Genomic DNA, 19,720 nt, shown 5'->3' on the forward strand with positions numbered 1-19,720 from the left:
ACCGGCACTTCCTTCATCTGTCCGGTGGCCGTCGCCGCAAACGCGCGCCAGCCGTAACTGCGCCGCGGATCCCAGATGTACACATAGCCCGCCGTGATCGCGCGCAGCATGTAGGCGCCCTGGCGCATGGTGTCGTAATACAGCTCGGCGTCCATGTACACGCCGTCCGGCAGGTCATTCTTGCCGCCCGGCACGTAAGCAATCCGCATCGGCAGAATGGGCAGCCCGGGTCGGCCGCAGAACTTGCCCTTGCAGGGCAGCGCGTCGTAGTCAGTCATGCTTGCAAGTCCTCCCGCGTTTGCGCTTGCCGCGCAAAGCGCTCCCAATCTTCGTCATCCATGTCTTGCGCCGCGTTGCGCAAATGGCCGCCCTCTTCCCGCACCTCGCGCAGCAAGGCCGCAAACGACGGCGCGCGCTCCAGCGGCGCATCCAGACGCACTCGCCAGGCGGCGAACAGCGCGACGTCCTCATCATCATCGATACCGCATGCCGCGCCGGCATCCAGTGCTTGCCGCACCGCATCCAGCACCGACGGACCGACACGCAAGCCGCCCGCGTTCAGCCGCTGCAGCACGGCATTGATGCGGCCCAGGCGCGCCAGGCGCTGCCAATCCGGCGTGACCGTCTGCATCGGGCCGGGTGTATCCGGCAGTGTCTGCCAGCGCGCGAACCCGTCCACGGTCATCCAGGTCGCGCCCGGAATCCACGAGGCCGGCGCAGTACCGGCGTAGAGCTCGCTTTGGTACTGCGTGGTGCGCGGATCCCAGAACCGCAGGATGCGCACACGGCCTTGCGCGTCGCGCAGCCGCGCGCGCAGGACCAGGCGCTGCGCCACTTCCGCCAGCGGGAGGTCGGTAGCCAGCCACGCCGACATCGAACGCGGGCGCTTGCCCGCAGGCGCCGGGCGCATGGCTTCGTCCACGGCCAGCCTGATGCTGGCGTTGACCAGGCGTTCGTGCCGGATTTCGTCGGGCACCTCTGCCAGGTACAAAGGCGGGGCGGACGCGCCTTGCGAAATCAGATCGACCTCGCGCCGCGCCAGCCCCGCCGCGGCGATGTCGTCGGCCAGGGGGTCGGCCAGCGTCGAGTCGCATAAAAGCAGCACGCGCCGGTCGCCGCGCCCGTCCAGCACCGCACGCAAGCCTGCGATGGCCCGTTCGACGCAATCCTCGGCGCAAGCCGTCCAGGGTCCGGGGCGATGCGGCGTCGTATCCATCGTCACGCCGCCAACGCGCCGCTGCCGGCCGCGTCCTCCAGCGCCGCAGCGCAACCTTCCATATCCCCCTGCGGCGGCTGCGCCGGTCCGGTCCCGCTTTGCGGCCCCACCCAGTTATGCACACCCGCCTTCAGCTCGACCTTGCCTGGAGCATGCAGCTGGATGCCGCCGCCCTCGATCCGCATGTAGGCGCCCGCCGCCGTGGCCAGCACCTTCTTCGACGCGTTCACGTCGACGGCGCCTTGGGCCGACACCAGCGTCACCGCCTTTTCGGCCGCCAGACGCATGCGCGCCTTCTGGCTCTGCAAGCGCAACTTGCCGCCGGCGGCATGCAGGCGGATGCCTTGTTCCTGGACTGCCCGGCCACTGCCGCCCAGCCCCTTGGTGAAGAGCACCACGCCCTGCGCCACGCAGATAGCCAAATTCGCACCAGCGGCCCAGTTCACATCGGGTGCGACTTGGCACAAGGTAGTTCCGGCCACCGTAAACGCATTGTGCGGCGTGTACTGGCCGATGCCCTTGGGTGCGCTCACCTGGATGTGCGGCAGCGTATAGGCAGGCACCGTGACGGCTTCCTCAGCCTTGGTGCCCTCGATCACCTTGCGCACCGCGTCCAGCTCGTTCAACGCCCGCGTCTTACCGCCATCGCCCGACAGGGTGGCTTCCTGGCGGACGGCCGTGGCGGCCAGCTCGCCCGCCTGTTCGATGGCGTTTTCCATCTGCTTGATGGCCTCTTCGCTGTCCAGCAAGCCGCCGGCAGCGCCCTCGCGCTTATCCGCGCTGATCAGCAAGCCCTCGCCCGCCCGCAGCGCCAACGCTTCGCTGGTGGCCAACTCGGCGCCGTGGCCAAGGTCAGACAGTCGTTCGTTGTCGCGTTGCTGCTTCAAGTGCCCCAGATTCAACCGCGCCTCGGCCTGCGTGGTGGACGCGGTCAGGCGCGATTGCCCCGGCGTGTCGTCCTGCACAAGCTGGTTGAACCCGCCCATGCCCTGCCCGCTTTGCGCCAGGGCCTGCGTCTTGAAGCCCGACATCACCACGTTGTGCGCATGGCCCGCTTCGCTGCCGGCAAACCAGGCGGGCGCGTTGCCGGTGGCCTTGGCTGCCCCGCCCTGCACCTGGTTGTTCGCGGCGTTCTCCGCGCCTGCGCCGTTGTACAAGGCGCCCACCACCACCGGGCGGTCGATGTCGCCATGCAGGAATTGCACCAGCACTTCCTGCCCCAGGCGCGGCACGAAATGGCCGCCCCAATCGGATCCGGCCACGGGCTCGGCCACACGCACCCAGGTGCCCAGCGCGTCGCTGGCCGGCGCATTGTCGGCGCCCGCCGGATGGTCCTGGCGGTTGCTGGAAGCGCTGCCGCGCTGCCAGTGGAACTGGATCTTGATGCGATGGTCGCGGTCGGTGTGGACCGGGTCGGCTGCCCCCACCACCAGCGCGGTCTGCGCGCCATGCACCGTGGGGCGCGGATGCAGCCGCGCGCCGTGTCCGTCCTGGGTACTGGGCCGGTACTCCAGCGAGGCGGCAATCGCCTCGAACCGGTTCCGGTAGAAGTCCGCCTCGTCGTGCTGCGATTCGCCGGCCGCGCCCAGCGCCTGGGCTACCGCGCGCCCCAGGCTTTCGTCGAAATTGTTGCGCGCATCGTGGCGGATGCGCAGCACCACGAAATCCGCGCCGGCGCCTTGCGACGGCCCCCAATGGCCGGTCAACGTAAAGCGCTGCGCCGGCGCCAGCGTGCGCACGGTGCCCTCGCCTTCATAGAGGGACTGCCGCAAGCGCTGCGCGGCCAGCGCATTGTGGGCCAGACGGTCGCCCTGATCGCCGTCCTCGAACAGGTATTGGCCGGGGTAATCGGAGTCGGCCAGTTCCATGGCGTTCGGCAGCTTGTCGTCGACCTGCGCGCTGGCCTTGCGGGCCTGCATCGCGCGGTAGTCCCACGTGGCCAGACGCACGGCATTGGTGCGCCAGGTACGGCTTTGCCGCCAGGCCTGGATGGTGTCTTCGGTTTCGGTCGCATCGGCGCGTTGGAACTTGACGCTCGCTTGCGGGCCGGCCTCGAAGGCGCCGTTGTGGTCGGCGATGACGACGGTATGCGTGCCCGGTTCGCCATCGCCCGCTTCATGCTCGACCCAATAAAACAGCCCTTCCTCCGCCAGCAAGCGCTCGATGAAGGCGTAGTCGGTCTCCCGGTACTGGATGGTCAGGCTACGTTTGGCGTACGTGTCGCGGTCTTTCACTTCCCAGCGCCATTGCGGCGCCACTGCGCCCTGGCCGTTGTAGTCGCCGAACACGCTGTCGATGATTTCGATCACCGACAAGTCCTGGAACGCATAACTGTCGCGCCGCTGGCGCAGCAGCGCCAGCCACGGTTCGACGCGCAGCCGGTAGCGCGCGAAGCCGCCGTTCGCGCCTTCGAAGCGGGCCTGCGACACCAGCCCGCACCAGACACGATGTTCGTCGCGGCCCAAGGCGGTCTGCAGCTTCACCTGCACCGGCTGCCCGATCAGGGCCTTCAACGGGATGTGCGCGTCGTCGGACAGCGCATCCACGTGCAGGACGAAACCGCCGTCGCTCAGCTGCTCGGTGCCTTGCAGCCGCTCCGCCAGCAATCTGTCCTGGCCCAGCGGCGTACTCAGGTCAAGCAGGCGATCGGCCTGGGTGAAGCCTGCGCCCAACAGGCTGGCCGCGGCAAGTTCAAGGGCCATGTCGGCGTCTCCTCTGGTCAGCTCATGCGGAAGCGGAAGTCGCCGTTCTTGCCCGCGCCCACGCGGATCTTGGCGATGGTTTCGCCCTGCGCCATGCGGCTGAGCACGTGTTCGGCGATCTCGGGCAACAACGCGCCGTTGAGGATGTGGTCCACATTGCGCGCCCCGGTATCCACCTCGGTGCAACGCGCCAGCACCGCGTCGACCAGCGCCTCGTCCCACTCGAATACGGCACGGTGCGTGGCTTGCACCCGGCGCGCAATGCGCCCGAGCTTCAGCCCGATGATGTGCGCCAGCGCATCGTCGTCCACCGGAAAATAGGGAATGGTCTTCATGCGGCCCAGGAAGGCGGGCTTGAACGCCTTGTACAGCTGCGGCGTCAGCAGTTCCGACAATTGGTCGGGCGACGGGCGCTCATCGGCCGGCTTGTTCAGGCACGCCTGCATGATCGTGCTGGAACCCACGTTGGACGTCAGGATGATCAGCGTGTTGCGGAAGTCGATCTCGCGGCCCTCGGCGTCGTCCATCACACCCTTGTCGAAGACCTGGAAGAACAGCTCCAGCACATCGGGATGGGCTTTCTCGATCTCATCCAGCAGCACCACGCTGTAGGGTTGGCGCCGCACGGCCTCGGTCAGGACGCCCCCTTCTCCGTAACCCACGTAACCCGGCGGCGATCCCTTCAGGCCCGAGATGCTGTGGGCCTCCTGGTATTCGCTCATGTTGATCGTGACCAGCTTGCGCTCGCCGCCGTACAGGATGTCGGCCAGCGCCAGCGCCGTCTCGGTCTTGCCGACGCCCGACGGCCCCACGAACAGGAAAACCCCTTTCGGCTTGTCCGGATCCTCAAGGCCGGCGCGCGCCGTGCGCACGCGTTGCGCGATCGCGTGCAAGGCGTGGTCCTGGCCGATGACGCGCTCTGCCAGCATCGGCTGCAACTGCAGCACGGTGCGGATCTCGTCATTGACCATGCGGCCCAGCGGGATGCCGGTCCATGCCGACACGATTTCGGCCACGATCTGGCCGTCCACGCACGCGGGCACCAAGGGCTGCTCGCCCTGCAACGCCCTCAGTTCTTCCATCAATCCCGCCAGCCGCTGCTGTTGCGGTGTCAGGGCCGGCGCGGCCGCTTTGCGCCGCGCCGAGGAAGGCGCCGCGGGTTCCGCTACCGGCGCGTCCTGCCCTTGCGCCTCAAGCTCGGCTCGCAGCGCATGGATCTGCTCCACCAGGCGGGTCTCGGCCGCATGGCGCGCTTCGGCGTCCGCCAGCGTCTGCTCGACCGCCTGAATCTCCGTGTCCAGTTCTGCCAGGCGCGGGTTCGGCGCACCGGTGGCGGCCTCGCGGCGCAACGCCGCCTGTTCGGTACGCAGGCGCGTCAGGCGGTGGCGCGCGTCGTCGATCAGCGCCGGCGTGGCGCTGCGCCCCAGGGCCACGCGCGCGCAGGCCGTATCCAGCACGCTCACCGCCTTGTCGGGCAACTGTCGCCCGGTAATGTAGCGATGCGACAGCCGGGCGGCCGCGCTGATCGCCTCGTCCAGGATGCGCACGCCGAAATGGCGCTCCATCAGCGGCGCCATGCCGCGCAGCATGGACGCGGCCAGCCCCTCGTCCGGCTCTTCGACCTTGACCACCTGAAAACGGCGGGCCAGCGCCGCGTCCTTCTCGAAGAACTTCTTGTATTCGCTCCACGTCGTAGCGGCGATGGTGCGCAGCTCGCCGCGCGCCAACGCCGGCTTGAGCAGATTCGCCGCGTCGCTCTGGCCCGCCTGCCCGCCCGCGCCGATCATCGTGTGGGCTTCGTCGATGAACAGGATAATGGGCGACGGGCTTTTCTTGACCTCGTCGATCACGTTCTTCAGCCGGTTCTCGAACTCGCCCTTGACGCTGGCGCCGGCCTGCAGCAAGCCCATGTCCAACACCCGCAGCGTCACCTCAGCCAAGGCCGGCGGCACGTCGCCCGCCACGATGCGCAGCGCCAGGCCCTCGACCACGGCGGTCTTGCCCACGCCCGCCTCGCCGGTCAGGATGGGGTTGTTCTGCCGGCGCCGCGTCAGGATGTCGATCATCTGGCGGATCTCGGCGTCGCGCCCGATCACCGGATCGATCTTGCCGTCGCGGGCGCGTTCGGTCAGGTTGGTGGTGAACTGGTCCAGCGCGGGCGTCTGCGTCAGCCCCGGGGCGGGCTGCCCGGCCTCGCCTTGCGGCGCCGCCCCCTCAGAGAACGCGACCGCCTGCCCGCCTTCTTCCGAGCCTTCCGTCAGCGCCGCGAAGTCATGCTTGAGCGCATCCAGCCGGAACGACTCGAACAAGGTCGACCCCCGTCGGGCCAGCTGCGCCAGGTCGGGCTCCGTCAACAGCGCCAGCAGCAAGTGTCCTGAGCGGATGCGCGTCGTCTGCGTGTCCAGCGAGGCGATCAGCCACGCGTGCTCGAACAACTTGGGCAGATGGGCCGAGAACACCGGCGTGCGCGTGTTGCCGTTCTTGAAGCGGCCGATCTCGGCCTTCAGGTCGGCTTCCAGCGCGTCGGTATGGATATGGCAACGCCGCGCGATGATGCTCACGTCGCTGGCCGGCTTTTCCAGCAGCGCCAGGAACAGGTGCTCCAGATCCACCTCGTAATGGCCTTGCGCCATGCACAGGCTGGCGGCGCGTTCGGCCGCCTGGCGGCACGTCTGGTTCAACTTCCCGATCAAGGTCTTCAGCGGTGTAGCCATGAGTCTCTGTTTTTTTATGGATCAGTGAATGGTGTGCAGTTCGTAGCTGGCGTCGTCGCGGTCCGCTTCCGCCGGGCCGGTGCACAGGAACGAGTTCCAGCCCAGCCGCACCTCGCCGCCTCCGCCCAGCTGGCTGGGCGTGACGCTCTCGCGCGCCAGCACCAGCCGGACCTCGTATTCGAAGGTCATGCCTCCGAACATCGTCAGCAACTTCTCCAGCGCCTGGGCGCGTTCGCCGCCCGGCAGGAAGTCCGCGAACGCCTGACTCGACAAGGGGCCGATCCACAGCCGGATGCGCAGGTCGCGCTGCCAGATCCGGTCGCCCGCCAGCGCCGACACGCCCAGCACGGCCCCCGGGTGCCCCAACTGTGTGCGGTTCTGCGGCGGCACGTCGTACCAGCGGCCCACGAATTGCTCGACGCGCAAGGGCACGCCGAAGTAATCCTGAAGCACGCGTTGCAGGAAAGGCGCGGACACGGGCCGCTGGCGGGCTGCCGCAGCATAGTGCGCGACGGATTCGTCATAGACCCGGCCTGCGCCGTTGTGCAGCCGGTCGCGCAGCGCGGGATGGCCGATGCCGCCCAGCGCCAGCAGCAACGGCAGGTAGTGATGGTCCTGCTCGGTCTCGTGCCGCAACGGCATGCGGTATTTTTTCCAGGCCGCATAGAACAGCGCCGCCGCCCGGTTCGAGAAGATGTCGAAGAAGGCGCGCGCGCCGCGGTCGCGCCGCAGGCTCTCGCGATTGGCCAGCATCTCGGAATAGTGCAGCGGCAAGGCGCCCTGCGCCCCAAGCAGGCCAAAGAACGCGGGGGTCAGATCGACCCGTCCCAGCCGTCCCTCGGCCACGGCGGCTTTGCGCGCCGCTTCGTCGGCCAGCACGTCGCCATTCTTGTCGTAAGCCACAGCGTCGACGATTTCGCTGGGCGGAAAGCCCAGTCCCGGCGAATTCGGAAAACGCAGGTGCACCGGCACCGTGTGCCGCGTGCCGCCGCGCTCCTGGCGAGCAAAGCACTGCTCGAGCAAGCGCACCGCCTGGAAGAACTTGAATCGCTGCGGCTCTGCCAGCAGCGTGTCCATCACGCTAGGATGGCGTCGCCGTTGCATGGGGGGCATCGTAATAGTTCCTCCGCGCCGCGGCGCGACAGCACGACAAGTTGCACGAAACTGTTGGCGTGCACGTAAAGGCCGAAGAATCGGTTGATGACCGCCACGAAGGTGTGCAGGCTGGTGCCCACGAAATGGTCTTCGTTGACGGTCAGGCGGATCTCGATGCCGCGCACGAAGGTCGCGAAAGGTTCGCCCGGCATCCAGTGCGTGGCCGGCTTGTAGTCCAGCCCCACCAGCCCTTCGATCTGGCGCGCGGCCACGGCCGACCCGGACAGGTCGTACAGGCGCAAGGTTTCCTTCAAGGCGGGCAGCCCGCTTTGCACCAGCGACAGGTGGTTCAGCGCCAGATGCGAGATCAGGCGCCAGTGCGCGGCGCGGCCCTGCTGGAAGCGGTGCGAATGCGTCGGCCGGCGCAGCATGCGGATGGCGCGCGCCACCGTGCCGCCCTCCAGGAACAGGTCGCCGCCGGATTGGCCCACGGCGATATGCGAAGGCAGGTCCCGGTTGGTGCAGGTCAGGTCCAGGCTCAGCGTTTCGGTTTGCGGCACCGACGGGTCGAAATCGATGTCGACGATGGAGATCTCGGTTTCGTAGCCCGGGCTGCGCTGCGCCATGGCGGCGTCGCGCCGCATCGTCCAGTAATGGCCGGCGGCCTCCGGGGACTCGCCATGGTGCAGGGAATAGAACGGCCGGAAGTCCACCACCGCGTCGCCCTGGGCGTTCTGGCGCACCTGGCGCACGCGGTCGATCGAATAGACCTCATAGCCGAAGGCGCGCCGCGCGTCGGCCACCACCGGATACGAGGCGGCCGCGTGCGTCACGCGGATGGGGTCGGCGCGCTGCGTGAACAGGTTCACGACCGGCGTGCAGCCCAGCCTCAGGTTGTCCGCCGTGGTCGATTCCAGCAGGCGCGCCGTATTGGAATCCGCGCGCAGCCCGGTGACGGGCAGGTGCAACGTAAACTGCCGCGCCGTGCCCAGATAGGGGCGCAGCGCGGCCAGGTCGATATCGATGAAATTGAACTTCTCGGAAAAAACGAAGTATTCGGCCAGCAAGCGGTAGGCGGGATGCGAGCTTGCAGGGAAATCGATCAACGCGTCGTCTTCGGCCAGACCGACCTGCGCCAGCGGAATCGCGGGCATGCGGTCCCATCGCCCCGGCTGCAACTCGACATAGGCCGCAGCCGTGCGCAGGAACAGCGCATCGCGCAGCGCCGCCACGAATGACGGCTCGCCGTGCAGGTATACCCGCAGCGTATCCACGCCAGGCAGGCCGAAGTGCTGCGTTTCACCCTGGCAAGCCAGCGTCACCGCAAAGCGGCCAGTGACGCCCGCAGGCAGCTTGGCCGTGGCCGGCGCGTTGGCGCTGGACACGAAGCCGGCGCGTTGCACTTCGATGGGCGCCAGCGTCACCGCATAGGCCGTGCGGAATCGGCACGCCACGCCGCGTACCGGATGCGATTTCAACTCCGTGCCGCGCGCGATGCGCACCGGCGCGGTCAATTGGGCGCCCGCCCCCCCCAGGTCGAACTGGGCCACGCTGCACGACGGAAACGGCCGCAGATAATGCGGGTACATCACCTCGAACAACGCTTCAGTGAATTCGGGGTAGTCGTCGTCCAGCTTCTTGTTGATGCGGGCGCTCAACAACGCGAACGATTCGATCATGCGTTCGACGTGCGGATCCTCGCAGGTCTCGCCCGACAGCCCGAGGCGGGCGGCGATCTTCGGATACCGTTCCGCGAAGTCGCGCGACGAACTGCGTAGAAAACCAAGTTCGCGCTCGTAATAAGGCAGCAATTCTTCCATTGTTGTCTTCCATTCCAGCGCGACAGTGCACCTGCACTACGGATTGATGCGTCAGACCGTGGCCGGGCTCTTGGCCCAGCCTTTGGTCACGGAGTACTGCAAGGTCGACGGCTGCAACGTCGCGTCGAAGGTCACGGGTTCGTGGGCAGGCCCCACGTCCAGCATGGCCGTGATCGCGAAATACAGCACCGACGTCGCCCGGCTGTCGACCTGCAGCATCACCCGGACATGGGTCAGCCGGGGCTCGTGCCGCGCGATCGCCTGCTCAAGCGAACGGCAGATGAACTCGCGGTCGTAGTGGCTTGCCAGGCTCAGCCCGGAAAAGTCGGACAGCCCGTACGTCAGCAACGAACGCTGGCAGTTCGGGTAGCGCCTCAAGTCCTCCTCGGTGAACACCATGCGGGTGTTCAGCAAGGCCTCGATGTCACGCGCCACCGTCTCTTTCATCTCTTCGATCGACAAGCGGCGCAGCGCATAGGGCGACTGGCCCTCTCCTTCGAACAGCTTGTCGAACAGACTCGGTTCGAATCCTTTCATCGGGGCCTCAAGTAAAAAAGACAGCGACCCGGCAGGGGCCGCGGTCTTCTTGCCGGCGTAGCCGCGATCAGACCGAGTAGGTCTTGTCGTTCTTGGTCAGGCTCCAGGCGCCCTGGGCGTTACCGCCCTGATTGCCGCCCACCTTCTGCTGCGTGTACTTCCACTGCACGGCGGCGTACTTCAGCGAGAAAGACTCGTGCGGCAGCCCTTCGGCGACCACTTCCGGCGCCACGCGGGCGATGATCACGTACTTCAGCTTGATCTCAAGGTACTTGACGCGGTTGCCTTCGCCGTCGGCGCGCAGGAAGTCGATGGTGACTTCGTCGAAGGTGGTGCCACCCGACGCGTGCTGATACAGCAGCGGGCTGACGACGTCCAGGTCCTTGGTGAAGATCATTTCCCCATGTTCGGTACGCTCTGCGGTATGGCCGCCCGAAGTCGAGGCAGTGGCCGAGCGCGGCTGGATGATCTCGTGGCGCCACGAGCTGACTTCGATCCAATCCGGGTGGTCCTTGTCTTGCGACTCGCCCTTGAGCGCCGGATTGCCGAACTTGACGTAGATGTCCTTCATTGTTGATAACCTCTTTTAATGGATGAGTTGTCAGTGCAAAGACGCTCAGGACTTCTGGGCCTGGGCCGGCAGTTCGGCAACCAGGCGCAACGAGATCGAGAGTTCGTCAAGCTGGAAATGCGGCCGCAAGAACGCCACGGCACGGAAGACGCCAGGACGTCCAGGGACCTCGGCCACCTGCACCGAAGCTTCACGCAGCGGGAACTGCGCTTTTTGTTCCTGCGTCGCGTTGTCGTCCAGCAGCACGTACTGCGAAACCCAGCGATTCAGGAAACTCTCTACGGACTGCGCGGAAGCGAAGCTGCCGATCTTGTCGCGCATCATCGCCTTCAGGTAATGCGCCACGCGCGATACCGAGAAGATGTATTGCAGCTGCGCCGACAACACCGCGTTGGCGTTGGCGCTGTCCGTGTTGTATTTCTTGGCCTTCTGCACCGACTGGGCGCCGAAGAAGGCCGCATAGTCGGAGTTCTTGCAATGCACCAGCGGGATCAGCCCCTGGTCGCTCAGTTCCTTTTCGCGGCGGTCGGTGATCGCGATTTCGGTCGGGCACTTGAGCGCGATCTCGCCGTCGTCCGTCTTGAAGGTGTGAGTGGGCAGGTTTTCGACCAGGCCGCCGCCTTCGACGCCGCGGATCGCCGCGCACCAGCCGAAGTCCGCGAACGCGGCCGTCAGGCGCGCGCCGAACGCCCACGCGGCATTGCACCAGAGGTACTTGGAATGGTCGGTGCCGTCGACGTCCTCGACGAAATTGAAGCCTTCTACCGTGGTGCCTTCTACCGGGTCATAGGGCAGGCGGCCCAGGAAGCGCGGCATGGTCAGGCCCACGTAGCGCGAATCTTCCGAGTCGCGGAAGCTGCGCCACTTCGTGTATTCCACGGTGTCGAACACCTTGGCCAGGTCACGCGGACGGCCCAGGTCGGCAAAGCTGTCCAACCCCAGCAGCTCGGGCGACGCCGAGGCGATGAACGGCGCATGCGAGGCCGCGGCCACGTGCGACATCTGTTCGATGAAGTACATGTCCTCGGGTTGGCGCGTGATCTCGAAGTTGCCCAGCAAGGCGCCGAACGGCGCGCCGCCGAAGGTGCCGAACTCTTCTTCGTAGACCTTCTTGAACATCAGGCTCTGATCGAAGTCGATCGCCGTCTGGAAGTCGCGCACCAGGTCGCGCTTGGTGGTGTTCAGCACCTTGATCTTCAGCATGGGGCTGGTGTCGGTCTCTTGGCACAGGTAGTGCAGGCCGCGCCAGGTGCTCTCCAGCTTCTGGAATTCGGGGGCATGCATCACTTCGCTGAGCTGCGCCGAGATCAGGCGGTCAAGTTCGGCGACACGCGCGTCAAGCATCGCCGACAGGTTGTCGGAGACAACCACGGTGCCCTTCATGACTTCGCGCACCAGTTCGCCGATGATGTCTTTGGCGCGATCATGCTCGGCCGTGGACTTGGCCACGCGGCTCTGCTCGACGATCTGGTCCAGCAGCCCGCTCTGGGTGTCGGCCGCGGTGGCGGCGGTGTTTTGCGCGGCGGCGGAATTACTCATTGCGGCCTCCCTTGTCGGTCTCGCTGGTCAGCTGTTGCAGTTTCTCCGTGCTGGTCAGCACTTCGCCCAGCAGGTCTTCAAGCTTGTCGTTGCCGGCCAACTTGTTGCGCAGGTCGGCCAGCTTGGTGCGGATGTCCAGCAACTCGCGCAGGGGATCGACTTGCTGCACGACGGCCTCCGGACGGAAATCCTCGATCGACCGGAACTTCAGGTCCACGCCGAACGTGCCGCCCTCTTCGGTCAGGCTGTTCTTCACGCGATACGCGGCCCGCGGTTCCAGCCCGCGCATCACGTCGTCGAAATTATCGACATCGATGTTGACGAACTTGCGATCCTTCAGCCGTGGCAGCTCGGCTTCGGACTGCGCGCTGAAGTCACCCACCACGCCGACCACGAAGGGAAGCTCCTTCTGTTCGATGGCGTCGCCCTTCTCCACGTCATACGTGAGCTGAACGCGCGGCGGGCGAACTTTCTGCAATCGTTTCTGAACGCTTTCTTTCTTGGCCATGGAAGGCTCCGTGCAAAGGATCGTGTCTGTCGGTCAAGCGTGCGCCGCATGGCGCGGCACACGCCGAGGCGAATCACTTGGTGAGCAGGTCGCCGAACGGATTCGGCGCGCGGTTAGGCTGCTGGGCGGGCGGGGTGGGGACTTTCGGCGCTGACGGCTGAGCCGCCGGCGGTGCTGCGGGAACGGCTGCGGGGGCCGCACTGGACGATGCGGCTTGCGTTGCGGGCGCTACCCCGCCGGCATCCTGCGCCGCGCCCACGGGCGTGGCGGGTTCCACCTTGCGGGGCTGGCGGGGACGCGGCGGCGGCGGGCGGCGGCCTTCGGGGAACAGCACATCCTGCCCCAAGGTCTCGCGCATCGACGCGGCCAGCGCCACCGCATCGGCGCGCGCGTTGCCCGCCAGCAGCGCGTCGGCGCGCAGATCGGCCAGCGACTGCATCGCTACCCGCAGGCCGCCCACCGCACGCACGGTCTTGGCGACGAAGTCCTGGGGGTCTCGGCTGAGCGTCTCGTCGGCGGCAACAATGGCCTGGCCATATTTCTGTTCATCGAACCGGATCTTCGCGATGTAAGACCAGGGTTCCCCCTTGGACGGATTGCGCTGCGCGATCTCTTCGAACTGCGCGACAGCCTGGTCGGATCCCTTCTGCTCCAGCGTCTTCTGCGCCGCATCCATGGATTGTTTGAATTCCGCTTCCGACTGCGGTTTTACCGATGCACAGCCGGCCATTACTGCAACGACACCTGCAAGAACAACGAGGCGGGAAAAGGGCATTTTTAAGCACCTAGCAAGGTTGTAACTAGGGGCCGTATTTCAACAACCTTTTGTTAGTACAGCGCTACAGCGAGTGTCTTCATGTTACTTGCGTCGATTTTGCATCCATCATGCCGCGATCTGTATTGCTTCACACAGTTCCGGTATAAAGGGCCATGTCCAAACATATCCATTTATCACGCTTCTTCGCAGTGCTCGGTTGCACGCTTGCAAGCACCGCCGTTACTGGATGTGCGGCGGTTTCGGCTATCGGCGCGGTCGCCGGCTTGACGGGTAATGCGATGGAGATGGCAGGCTTGAAAAAGCCGGAAAACGCGCCTGTGGAAGTGAAATTGGCGATACACGCCGGAGAAAATTTGAATGCGAGCAGCGGACAATCGATGGCTGTCGTTACAAAAATATACTACCTGAAGAATCCTGAGCAATTCCAACGTGCACCGCTCACGCAATTGATAGACACTGCGCAAGAGAAAGCGGCGCTTGGTGAAACGTTGTTGGGTTCGCGCGAACTCACGCTCACGCCAGGACAGCGCTACGAGGGCGTGGAAAAAGTCCCCAAGCAAGCGGATTACATCGCGATCGCAGGGCTGTTCTACGCGCCCGCGCCGATGCGTTGGAAGTACGTATTCAAGGTCGACGGCGTGGAAGACAGTGGCATCGTCCTGGGCGCACATGCGTGCGCGCTGACGGTCGCCACCGGAAAACCCACGTTGCCGGCGGGCATACCAACCTATGACCCCGCGCGCCTGTCCGGCGTGCAGTGTCCCGGTTGACGCGCACTGCGCGGCCGCCCGCCTTCTATATATATAGACATAGAAAGACAAGAGAGGGAGCGCCAACTTGAGTTACTCAGCCAAAGTCCTATGGGGCGAGGGATTGTTCCTGCGGCCGCAGCATTTCCAGCGGCAGGACGCGTATCACGAAGACCGGCTGGCCGAGATGGCCCGCGCATTGCATCCCTATGCATGGGGCCTGCGTACGGCGCGCTTCGATGCGTCGGCGCTGGCCAACGGCATGCTGCGCGCCACCGAGATGAGCGCCGTGTTCCCGGATGGGGAACTCTACAACGCCCCCCATGGCGATGAGCTTCCTCCGCCGGTTGCGCTGACTGCGCTGGACGGCGTGGCCGAAGCGGTGTTCTATCTGGCAATTCATCCCTTGAAGGCGATTGGCGGCAATTATCGAGACGGCCAATCGGCGGCCGGATTCGACACGCGCTACACGCACAACAACACGCCGGCGCCTGATCTCTACACGGGCGCCACGACGGCCGAGCTGGCCTTCCTGCGCAAGGACGTGCGCCTGATCTCCGAATTCGAACCGCGCGACGAGTTGCTGGCGATTCCTGTGGCGCGCGTGCGCCGCACGGCAAGCGCCGGGTATGAACTCGACACCACGTTCATCGCGCCGAGCCTGTCGCTGACGGCTTCCGGCGCGCTGCATGAACAACTGCGCCGCCTGCTCGACGCGTTGCAAGCGAAGGTCAACGCGCTCTACGGCTTTCATCGCGAGCCCAGCAAGAACATCATCGAGTTCCGCTCGGGCGACGTCGCGTCGTTCTGGCTGCTGCATACCGCAAACGAAGCGTATGCGACGCTTTCGCACCTGTTCCATCATCCGCAGCTGCATCCCGAACGCCTGTTCCAGGAACTGGCGCGGCTGGCCGGCGCGCTGATGACGTTCTCCAAGGTCCACACGCTGGCCGACCTGCCCGTCTATCGCCACGATGCGCCCGGGCCGGCATTCGCCCGCATGGACGAAATCCTGCGCGATCTTCTTGAAACCGTGATCTCCACGCGCTATTTCTCGATCGTGCTGGAAGAGCTGCGGCCGTCGTTCCACATGGGCCGGCTGGATTCGGAAAAGCTCGACGAAACGACTTCGCTCTACCTGGCCGTGCAGGCCGCGATGCCTGCCGCCGAAATCGCCGAGAGCGTGCCCATGCGCTTCAAGGTGGGCGCGCCGGAAGACGTCGACAAGCTGGTGCTGTCCGCCATGCCGGGCGTACCGTTGAGCTACACGCCCCAAGTGCCGCCCGCCGTGCCGGTCAAGCCGGGCGCCGTGTATTTCGCCTTGCAGACGCGCGGGTCGCTGTACGACCGCATGCTGCAGGCGCGCAGCATCGCCATCTATGCGCCGACAGGCATTCCCGAACTCAAGCTGGATTTGATCGCAGTGACCCGCTGACAGGAACGACACCGCCATGACCGCTGACGCCCCCTCCCTGATGCCCGGCGCGACGCTGCCTCCGCGTGCCGCCGACTTCCACGCCAGCCGCCCCGCCAAGTCATTGCTGGACCTGCTGTACGACGGCTTCCTGATGCTGTTCCTGCTCAAGAGCGGACAGGAACCCACTGACGCGGCCGCCTTCTCCGCGCGCGTGCAGCAATTCCTGGCGGATTACGAGCGCGCCGCGAAGAAAATGGATATCCCCGCGGAAGACGTGTACGCCACCAAGTACGCGTTCTGCGCGGCCGTGGACGAAACGGTGCTGAATTCCCGCTTCGCCATCCGCGACACGTGGATGCTGCAGCCGTTGCAGCTGACGCTGTTCGGCGAGCAGCTGGCAGGCGAGAACTTCTTCGCCCGGCTCGAAGACCTGCGCGCCCAGGGCGCCCCGCGCCTGCAGTCGCTGGAGATCTATTACATGTGCCTGCTGCTGGGCTTTCAGGGCAAGTACCTGATCGAGGGCCAGGAGAAACTGGGCTATCTGACGGCGCGGCTGGGCGACGAGATTGCGCTCTTGCGCGGCAAGCGCACCGGCTTCGCGCCGCATTGGCCGCTGCCCGACAAGATCGCCCACACGCTCAAGCGCGACGTGCCGCTGTGGTCGATCATGGCGGTCTTTGCACTGATGGGCCTGCTTGCGTTCCTGGGAATCGGCCACTTCCTGAATTCGGAAATGCAGACCGCCATGGCGCCCTATCACGACATCGTCAAGCTGGGCCCGCGCGCAGCGCATCTGACGATATCGCTGCCGTAGCGCGCCCCCGCACAACACGTTTTCCGTCCCCTCCGGCGCGCACGCCGCGCCTTCGGCTCCGCCGATCGAATACCGCCAAGCCCTATGAACGCCTTGCCTTCGAACGCCCCGGCCTATTCCTCGCTGAACATCGCCACCCTGTCCCAACAAGCACGGCTCTTGCGCGTGAGCACGCCGCTGGATGCGGAGCTGGTGGCCGAGCGCATGACGCTGCGCGAAGGCGTCTCGCGCCTGTTCTCGCTGACACTGGACTGCCTGGCCGCCAGCGCCGAGATCGACGTGGCGGCGTTGCTGGGCAAGGAGATCACCGTCAGCCTGCTGCAGGCCGACGGCTCGATGCGGCGCTGGCACGCGGTCGTCGAAGGCGTTGACGCCCTGGGGGCCGACGGCGGCCTGGCCCGCTACCGCCTGCATGGCGCGCCATGGATGGCCGCGTTGGCGCTGCGGCGCGACAGCTTCATCTATCAGGACCTGTCGGTGCAGGACATCGTCAGCGAAGTGTTTGCGGATTATCCCCAGGCCGCGTACGCCTTCGAGCTTAACGATGCGCTTGCGCCGCGTGCCACCTGCACGCAGTACCGCGAATCCGACCTGGACTTCGTCGCGCGCATCCTGGCCGAAGCCGGATTGAGCTACCGCTTCGAACATCAGCAGGACGACGCGCAGGCTGCCGGCGGCGGCGCACGCCATCGTGTGGTGATTTTCGATGCGGATGCCGCGCGCCCCGAAGACCCGGCATCGCCCTTGCGCTTTCACCGCAGCGACGCCACGGAGACGAGCGACAGCATCACGCGCTTTGCTGCGGCCCAGGCCGTGCGTCCCAACGCCGTCGCGCGTGCGGCCTGGAACGACCGCACGCTGACCGCCCACGCTGCGCAGACCCGTTCGCAGGTCCAGGTCGAAGCCTTGCCCGTGCTCGAGGACTACGACTACGCCGGACACGGCCGCTACGCCGATGACGACGCCGCCGAACAAAGCGTGGCGCGGTCGTTGCGCACCCACGAATCCCGGCTTGTGCGCTTCGACGGTGCGGGCACCGTCCGTTCGCTGGCGCCAGGCAGGTTGTTCGCGCTGAGCCAGCACGAGCGCTACGCGCAAGGCGGCGGCGGGCAGGCAGTCGACGAGCTGGGCGGCAACCGCTACGCCCTGCTTGAGGTCATCCACGAGGCCACCAACAATCTGGGCGGGCAGGCCGCCCAAGTGCTGGATACGCCCGACATGGAACGCGGCACCTATCGCAACCGCTTCAGCGCGCAGCCCGAAGCCGCGGCGCTGATGCCCGTCTGGCGCCCCCGGCCTACCGCCCCGGAAGGCCTGGCCGCCGTCGTGGTCAGCGCCAGCGACGCGTCCATCACGTCCGACCGCGACTTGCGCGTGAAAGTGCAATTCCCCTGGCAGCGCGGCGAGAAGCCGCTGGCGGGCGGCTTGCCGCACCATGCCCACGGCGACGCCAGCGGCAACGCGCCGGGCGATGAACGGTCCGGCACCTGGTTGCGCGTGGCCAGCTCGCAGGCAGGACCCAACTGGGGCGCGCATCACCTGCCGCGCAGCGGCACTGAAGTCATCGTCGAATTCATCGACGGCGATATCGACCAGCCCGTTGTCGCCGGCCAGCTTTACAACGACGCCGACCTGCCGCCATGGTCCGCCGGCGAGAACGGCGACGCCAATCATGCAGGCGTCTTGAGCGGCTGGCACAGCCAGGGGCTGGACGGCGCAGGGCGCAACCAATGGGTCTTTGACGACACCAAGGGCAAACTGCGCACGCGCCTGGCAAGCTCCACCGCCGCCACGCAACTGGGTCTGGGTTACCTGGTGGAGCAGGAACTGGACGCCGCCAGCCGCGGCCAATGGCGTGGCACCGGCTTCGAACTGCGTTCGGACGCGTGGGCTGTCGTGCGCTCGGGCCAGGGCATGCTGGTATCGGCCACGGCTCGGGAACAGGGCAAGTCGACGCAGGCGGACGCGCAGGAAGCGCTGTTGCTCTTGCGTGGCGCGCAAGACGCCTCGCGGCGCTTGAACGATAGCGCCGGCCAGCATCAGGCACGCCCCTTGGCTGCCGCCGAGGGCTACGACGCATTGCTCCAGGCCCTGGACCCCGAACAGGACGGCCGCTACACGCCGCAGGTCAACGGCCAGGCCGCCGGCAAGGCCGCCAGTGGCCAGCGCACCGGTGACGCCCCCGTCGAACGCATCAACGGCCCGCATCTTTTTGTCGACGCGCCGAACTCATTGAATCTGGCTACCCCCGCCAGCGCCGTGCTGCATGCGGGCGAGCACCTGCACACCACCGCTCAATCCGATGCCCATGTCGCGGCTCAGCAGACGTACGCCGCGGTATCGGCGCGGTCTGCCAGCGTGTTCGCGCAGCAGGGCCCTATCCGCGCCATCTCCGCGCAAGCGCCGATCTCGTTGCATGCGCATACCGACATCCTGGAAGCGCTGGCCGGCCAGGACATCACCGTCACTTCGTCCGCCGAGGGCATCGAGATCCTGGGCAACCAGCGCGTCACCTTGCAGGCCGCTGGCGGCAGCGTCACGCTCGACGGCGCCGACATCGTGTTCAAGGGGCCCGGCCTGTTCTCGGTCAAGGGCGCCACGCACAACTTCGTCGGCCCGGGCAGCGATGCGGCCAACCTCCCGGCGCTGCCCAGCACCACGGTCGACGATCCGCTCATCGTCAGCGCGGAGCTGGTGCACAAGGACGGCGCCTTCGCGACGGCAGCCAAGAAGGCCGGCGCCAGCCTGATGGCCGGTTTCGGCGGCGCAGGCAGTGCTGGCGCCGCGGACGGCGGCGTGGGCGCGCTGGGCGCTGCCCTGCCTGCCGGTTTGAGTGAATTGGGCAAGACCGCCGCCGGCGCGGCCTCCAAGCTCTCGCAACTGGCCGGTCAGGCGAACGCGCTGGCCGGATTGGCCAAGAATCCGATGGGCGCGCTGTCGGCCGCCCCCGGGCTGCTGGGCGGCGCGAGCCCCGCCGTCGGCGGGCTGCTGAACACCGCCAGGAACACCGTGGGCATGGTGTCGCAGGCGCAGGCGATGATCGCGAACCCGATGTCGGCGCTGCCGGCCGCGTCCGGCCTGCTTGGCTCAATCGCGCCTGGCGCGGGCGGCATGATCGACAGCGCGACCGCGGCCGCCGGCACGGTGGCGAAGGCCGCCGGCACGGTGGCGAAGGCCGCCGAATTGATCAAGAATCCCATGGCGGCGATGCCCGCCGCGACCGACATGCTGGCCTCCGTCGCGCCCGAGGGCGCATCGAA

General features: G+C 66.5%; 15 protein-coding genes. 4 read left to right on the top strand and 11 right to left on the bottom strand.

Annotated features, from left to right (window positions below):
• The 11 genes from ACO6D5_RS05885 to ACO6D5_RS05935 all read right to left on the bottom strand — a co-directional run.
• The coding region (locus ACO6D5_RS05885; protein WP_485824865.1) for a toxin VasX at nt 1–278 on the bottom strand (278 nt) is incomplete at its 3' end.
• The gene (locus ACO6D5_RS05890) at nt 275–1,216 is read right to left on the bottom strand and encodes a hypothetical protein (protein WP_485824866.1); all 942 of its coding nucleotides are present in this window, start codon (nt 1,214–1,216) and stop codon (nt 275–277) included. The genes ACO6D5_RS05890 and ACO6D5_RS05885, both read right to left, overlap by 4 nt.
• A gap of 2 nt (nt 1,217–1,218) precedes the next feature.
• Nucleotides 1,219–3,918, bottom strand: a complete 2,700-nt coding sequence (locus tag ACO6D5_RS05895; RefSeq protein WP_485824867.1) for a type VI secretion system Vgr family protein — start codon at nt 3,916–3,918, stop codon at nt 1,219–1,221.
• A gap of 17 nt (nt 3,919–3,935) precedes the next feature.
• Nucleotides 3,936–6,632, bottom strand: a complete 2,697-nt coding sequence (gene tssH / locus ACO6D5_RS05900) for a type VI secretion system ATPase TssH (RefSeq protein ID WP_485824868.1) — start codon at nt 6,630–6,632, stop codon at nt 3,936–3,938.
• 21 nt (nt 6,633–6,653) lie between these two features.
• The gene (tssG, locus tag ACO6D5_RS05905; RefSeq protein WP_485824869.1) at nt 6,654–7,745 is read right to left on the bottom strand and encodes a type VI secretion system baseplate subunit TssG; all 1,092 of its coding nucleotides are present in this window, start codon (nt 7,743–7,745) and stop codon (nt 6,654–6,656) included.
• Nucleotides 7,709–9,547 carry a type VI secretion system baseplate subunit TssF gene (gene tssF / locus ACO6D5_RS05910; protein WP_315528968.1) on the bottom strand — a complete coding sequence of 613 codons (1,839 nt, stop codon included), beginning with the start codon at nt 9,545–9,547 and terminating at the stop codon, nt 7,709–7,711. The genes tssG and tssF overlap by 37 nt, the downstream gene beginning before the upstream one ends.
• A 51-nt stretch (nt 9,548–9,598) precedes the next feature.
• A complete protein-coding gene (tssE, locus tag ACO6D5_RS05915) occupies nt 9,599–10,084 on the bottom strand; it encodes a type VI secretion system baseplate subunit TssE (RefSeq protein ID WP_006226590.1) in 486 nt (161 codons plus the stop codon).
• Between the two features lie 67 nt (nt 10,085–10,151).
• Nucleotides 10,152–10,655 carry an Hcp family type VI secretion system effector gene (locus ACO6D5_RS05920; protein ID WP_062685259.1) on the bottom strand — a complete coding sequence of 168 codons (504 nt, stop codon included), beginning with the start codon at nt 10,653–10,655 and terminating at the stop codon, nt 10,152–10,154.
• Between the two features lie 45 nt (nt 10,656–10,700).
• Entirely contained in the window at nt 10,701–12,194 is a 1,494-nt protein-coding gene (tssC, locus tag ACO6D5_RS05925; protein WP_315528973.1) for a type VI secretion system contractile sheath large subunit, read from the bottom strand.
• Complete coding sequence (tssB, locus tag ACO6D5_RS05930; protein ID WP_006226593.1) at nt 12,187–12,702, bottom strand: type VI secretion system contractile sheath small subunit; 516 nt, start codon at nt 12,700–12,702, stop codon at nt 12,187–12,189. The genes tssC and tssB overlap by 8 nt, the downstream gene beginning before the upstream one ends.
• A gap of 73 nt (nt 12,703–12,775) precedes the next feature.
• The gene (locus ACO6D5_RS05935; protein WP_485824870.1) at nt 12,776–13,378 is read right to left on the bottom strand and encodes a tetratricopeptide repeat protein; all 603 of its coding nucleotides are present in this window, start codon (nt 13,376–13,378) and stop codon (nt 12,776–12,778) included.
• Nucleotides 13,379–13,632: 254 nt separating this feature from the next.
• On the opposite strand from ACO6D5_RS05935, the gene tssJ reads away from it, so the two are divergent.
• The 4 genes from tssJ to ACO6D5_RS05955 all read left to right on the top strand — a co-directional run.
• Nucleotides 13,633–14,250, top strand: a complete 618-nt coding sequence (gene tssJ, locus ACO6D5_RS05940; protein WP_315528975.1) for a type VI secretion system lipoprotein TssJ — start codon at nt 13,633–13,635, stop codon at nt 14,248–14,250.
• A gap of 67 nt (nt 14,251–14,317) precedes the next feature.
• Nucleotides 14,318–15,664 carry a type VI secretion system baseplate subunit TssK gene (tssK, locus tag ACO6D5_RS05945; protein ID WP_315528977.1) on the top strand — a complete coding sequence of 449 codons (1,347 nt, stop codon included), beginning with the start codon at nt 14,318–14,320 and terminating at the stop codon, nt 15,662–15,664.
• Between the two features lie 16 nt (nt 15,665–15,680).
• Nucleotides 15,681–16,460, top strand: a complete 780-nt coding sequence (locus ACO6D5_RS05950; RefSeq protein WP_485824871.1) for a DotU family type IV/VI secretion system protein — start codon at nt 15,681–15,683, stop codon at nt 16,458–16,460.
• Between the two features lie 84 nt (nt 16,461–16,544).
• On the top strand, nt 16,545–19,720 hold a 3,176-nt coding region (locus tag ACO6D5_RS05955; RefSeq protein ID WP_485824872.1), incomplete at its 3' end, for a type VI secretion system Vgr family protein.

Source organism: Achromobacter sp. (assembly GCF_057314935.1).

Bases quoted from the DNA above. Each gene is read 5' to 3' on its own strand.
- ACO6D5_RS05890 (WP_485824866.1), bottom strand. From the start codon at position 1,216: ATGGATACGACGCCGCATCGCCCCGGACCCTGGACGGCTTGCGCCGAG.
- ACO6D5_RS05895 (WP_485824867.1), bottom strand. From the start codon at position 3,918: ATGGCCCTTGAACTTGCCGCGGCCAGCCTGTTGGGCGCAGGCTTCACC.
- tssH (WP_485824868.1), bottom strand. From the start codon at position 6,632: ATGGCTACACCGCTGAAGACCTTGATCGGGAAGTTGAACCAGACGTGC.
- tssG (WP_485824869.1), bottom strand. From the start codon at position 7,745: ATGCCCCCCATGCAACGGCGACGCCATCCTAGCGTGATGGACACGCTG.
- tssF (WP_315528968.1), bottom strand. From the start codon at position 9,547: ATGGAAGAATTGCTGCCTTATTACGAGCGCGAACTTGGTTTTCTACGC.
- tssE (WP_006226590.1), bottom strand. From the start codon at position 10,084: ATGAAAGGATTCGAACCGAGTCTGTTCGACAAGCTGTTCGAAGGAGAG.
- ACO6D5_RS05920 (WP_062685259.1), bottom strand. From the start codon at position 10,655: ATGAAGGACATCTACGTCAAGTTCGGCAATCCGGCGCTCAAGGGCGAG.
- tssC (WP_315528973.1), bottom strand. From the start codon at position 12,194: ATGAGTAATTCCGCCGCCGCGCAAAACACCGCCGCCACCGCGGCCGAC.
- tssB (WP_006226593.1), bottom strand. From the start codon at position 12,702: ATGGCCAAGAAAGAAAGCGTTCAGAAACGATTGCAGAAAGTTCGCCCG.
- ACO6D5_RS05935 (WP_485824870.1), bottom strand. From the start codon at position 13,378: ATGGATGCGGCGCAGAAGACGCTGGAGCAGAAGGGATCCGACCAGGCT.
- tssJ (WP_315528975.1), top strand. From the start codon at position 13,633: ATGTCCAAACATATCCATTTATCACGCTTCTTCGCAGTGCTCGGTTGC.
- ACO6D5_RS05950 (WP_485824871.1), top strand. From the start codon at position 15,681: ATGACCGCTGACGCCCCCTCCCTGATGCCCGGCGCGACGCTGCCTCCG.